Genomic DNA, 2,972 nt, shown 5'->3' with positions numbered 1-2,972 from the left:
GGTTTGCACCTCAATTATTCAAAACGCGAAATGGCCCGGGACAACGTCGAACTGATGAAAGCGCTGGGCTTCGAGCAGTTCTCGATCCTCGCCCACGACCGTGGCGCGCGGGTCGCGCACCGCCTCGCCCTCGATCACCCCGCCACCGTGCAACGCATGATGCTGCTGGACATCGCCCCGACCCTCGCGATGTACGCGCAGACCAACGAGGCTTTTGCTCGCGCCTACTGGCACTGGTTCTTTCTGATCCGTCCGGCACCGCTGCCGGAAACCCTGATCGAAGCCAATCCCGAAGCCTATCTGCGCAGCGTGATGGGCAGTCGCAGCGCCGGACTCAAACCGTTCACCGACGAAGCTTTCGGCGAATACCTGCGCTGCCTGCAACAACCGGGCAGTGCGCGGGCTATTTGCGAAGATTACCGGGCCAGCGCCGACATCGACCTGCAGCACGACCGCGCCGACATCGATGCAGCCCATCATTTGCAACTGCCATTGCGCGTGCTCTGGGGCGCCGAAGGCACGGTCGGACGCTGCTTCGACCCGCTGCGCGAGTGGCAGCAAGTCGCTTCGAACGTCAGCGGCCAGGCTCTGCCCGCCGGCCATTACCTTGCCGAAGAAGTCCCTGAACAGTTGCTCGCCGAAGCCCTGGCGTTTCTGCGCTGATCCAGCCACTTGAACACCGATGCTATGCTGGCGGCTCCTGTCGCCAGTGCGCGTTTTGACATGTCCCCGAACAAAGCCTCCGTGCCCCTGCCCGAAGACCTGCGTGTGTTGCTCACGGTGATTCGCAAGAACGGCTTTGCCGCTGCCGCCGATGAGCTGGGCCTGTCCCCGGCCTACGTGAGCAAACGCATCCAGATCCTCGAAACCACCCTCGGCACGCGCTTGCTGCACCGCACCAGTCGTCGCGTGTCCCTGACCGAGGACGGCGAACGCGTACAGCGCTGGGCGTTGCGCATTCTCGATGACTTCCAGCAACTGCACGACGAACTCAGCGATGCCCACGACAGCCCGCGCGGGCGGCTGCACATTTGCAGCAGTTTCGGTTTCGGCCGCAATCATGTAGCGCCGGCGGTGTCGTTACTGGCCGAGCGCTACCCGGATCTTGCGATTCGTCTGGACCTGTTCGACCGGGTGGTGGACATCGTCAACGAAGGCTTCGATCTGGAAATTCGCGTGGGCGACGACCTTCCCGGGCAGCACATCGGTCGGCGTCTGGTGAGCAACCGTCGAGTGCTGTGCGCGGCGCCCGACTACCTGCAGCGCCGTGGCACTCCGCAATCGCTGGACGACTTGCAACAACACGACTGCCTGGTGATCAAGGAGCGCGACAACGCCTTTGGCATCTGGAATCTGGATCGGGACGGCGCTCAGGAAAACGTGCGGGTCAGCGGGCCGCTGTCGTCGAACAACGGCGAGATCGTGCTGCAATGGGCGCTGGATGGCCGCGGCGTGCTGCTGCGCTCACTGTGGGATGTGCAACCGTTGCTCGCCCAAGGACGGCTGGTGCAGGTGCTCAACGATTACAGTCAGAGCGCGAATGTCTGGGCGGTGTACCCGACACGACTGGCGCATTCGGGAAAACTGCGCGCGTGCGTGGAGTTTTTGCAGGAGCATTTCCGGGATCTGTCCCTGTAGCCCGGACATCACAAACTTCCTTTGTGGGGACGAGCTTGCTCGCGAANNAAGCCCGCTCCCACATTTCGTCAAGCGTTCAGGCTAACCAGGGATTGTTCGCCAGATGCTCACGTTCGAACGCCTCGATCTGCGCGCGTCGCTGCAGGGTACTGCCGATGGCATCCAGCCCCAGCAGCAACGCGGTTTTGCGCAAGGCATCGATCTGAAAATCAATCACTGAGCCATCGGCCAGACCGATCTGCTGCGCCTCAAGGTCGACGCTGATTCGCGCGGTTTCAGGCTGGCTGACAAGCTCTCCGATCCGCTGCACTTGCGCCTGCGCAAGCGTGATCAACAACACACCGTTGCGCTGGCAGTTATCAAAGAAGATCCCCGCAAAACTACTGCCGATCAACGCGCGAATGCCCATCTGTTGCAGCCCCCACACCGCGTGCTCACGGCTCGAACCACAACCGAAGTTCGGCCCGACCACCAGAAAACCTGCGCCTTGCCAGGCCGGGCGGTTCAACACGAATTGCGGGTCGGGCGTGCCGTCGGACAAGAACCGAAGATCGAAGAACAACCCGCGATCCAGCCCCTGACGATCAATGCCCTTGAGAAACTGCTTGGGCATGATCACATCGGTGTCGACGTTGGCCGCCAGCAGGGGCGCCGCCTGACCGCTGACCTGAGTAAAGGGTTGCAGGCTCATGAGCGTTCTCCAAAGTGCCGGATGTCAGTGAGTCGACCGCTGATCGCGGCGGCGGCGACCATCGCCGGGCTCATCAGGTGAGTGCGCGCGCCGGCGCCCTGACGGCCTTCNNGGCGCAGCGGTCGCCGGCGGCCAGCACGTCGTCGTTCATCGCCAGACACATCGAGCAGCCGGACTGGCGCCATTCAAACCCGGCGTCGATGAAAATCTGCGCCAGACCTTCCTCCTCCGCCCGGGCGCGCACTTCGCTGGAGCCGGGGACGATCATCGCCCGCACATGGCTGGCCACATGCTGGCCACGCACGACACTGGCGGCATCGCGTAAGTCCTCGATCCGCGCGTTGGTGCACGATCCGATGAATGCATGGCTGATGACGATATCGCTGAGCGCCATCCCGGCCTCCAGCCCCATGTAATTGAGGGCGCGGCGCATGTCCTGACGCAGGATCGGATCGCTGACCGATTGCGGGTCCGGCACCCGTGCGCCGATAACGACGGCTTGGTCCGGGCTGGTGCCCCAGGTGACCATCGGTTCCAGTTGGCTGGCGTCGAGATGGATTTCCCGGTCGAACACCGCGCCGGGGTCACTGCGCAACTCGCGCCACTGTTCCAGACCGCGTTCCCACAACTCGCCTGCAGGTGC

Annotated in this window: 3 protein-coding genes and 1 pseudogene; 2 read left to right on the top strand and 2 right to left on the bottom strand. The window is 63.3% G+C overall.

The window, feature by feature from the left end:
* Both F2P67_RS24830 and F2P67_RS24825 read left to right on the top strand, forming a co-directional pair.
* Positions 1 to 663 (top strand): alpha/beta fold hydrolase (locus F2P67_RS24830; protein WP_166225026.1); only part of this gene is annotated, 663 nt, incomplete at its 5' end.
* A 24-nt stretch (positions 664 to 687) separates the two neighbouring features.
* Positions 688 to 1,638, top strand: a complete 951-nt coding sequence (locus F2P67_RS24825) for a LysR substrate-binding domain-containing protein (RefSeq protein WP_166225029.1) — start codon at positions 688 to 690, stop codon at positions 1,636 to 1,638.
* A 76-nt stretch (positions 1,639 to 1,714) separates the two neighbouring features.
* Here F2P67_RS24825 and leuD read toward each other — a convergent pair whose 3' ends face one another.
* Positions 1,715 to 2,329: a 3-isopropylmalate dehydratase small subunit gene (gene leuD, locus F2P67_RS24820; protein ID WP_166225023.1), complete on the bottom strand. Its 615-nt coding sequence runs from the start codon at positions 2,327 to 2,329 to the stop codon at positions 1,715 to 1,717.
* A pseudogene (locus F2P67_RS27850) lies at positions 2,326 to 2,972 on the bottom strand (aconitase family protein); the annotation flags it as partial. The gene leuD and the pseudogene F2P67_RS27850, both read right to left, overlap by 4 nt.

Source organism: Pseudomonas atagonensis, assembly GCF_011369485.1.
GTDB lineage: Bacteria > Pseudomonadota > Gammaproteobacteria > Pseudomonadales > Pseudomonadaceae > Aquipseudomonas > Aquipseudomonas atagonensis.
The sequence above is the reverse complement of the archived record's forward strand: the minus strand, read 5'-3'. Positions and strand labels throughout refer to the sequence as shown.